This window comes from Colwellia marinimaniae (assembly GCF_002207865.1).
GTDB classification, from domain to species: domain Bacteria; phylum Pseudomonadota; class Gammaproteobacteria; order Enterobacterales; family Alteromonadaceae; genus Colwellia; species Colwellia marinimaniae.
On record NZ_BDQM01000186.1, the window covers coordinates 1 to 309 of the forward strand.

At 41.7% G+C, this 309-nt stretch carries 1 protein-coding gene; it reads left to right on the forward strand.

Going from position 1 to position 309, the window contains the following annotated elements; genetic code table 11:
• Positions 1-26: 26 nt before the first annotated feature.
• The coding region (locus MTCD1_RS20915; protein ID WP_200818648.1) for a hypothetical protein at positions 27-309 on the forward strand (283 nt) is incomplete at its 3' end.

Consider the following 309-nt stretch of genomic DNA (forward strand, 5'->3'; position numbering starts at 1 on the left):
TTCTTATATTGACGATATTGGTACTTTTGAGCGGATGTAACTCAGCTAATCATGGTTCATTTGTCACTCAGACTTATGATGGCGCAGAGGCTAACAGGGGGGCAGGGGTCGCTTTAGTTAAGCTTGGCAAGGTTGAAGGTAACAGTTGTCAAACTGCCATTTTGTATCTGATCCCTTTTGATGAATCTGCTTCGACACATAGGGCAATCGAAGATGCTAAATCAAAGATTGAAGGAACAGCACTACTGGCTGATATCTCTATTGACGATAAATTATGGGTCGAGTTTGGTTATTCGGTGCAATGTATCT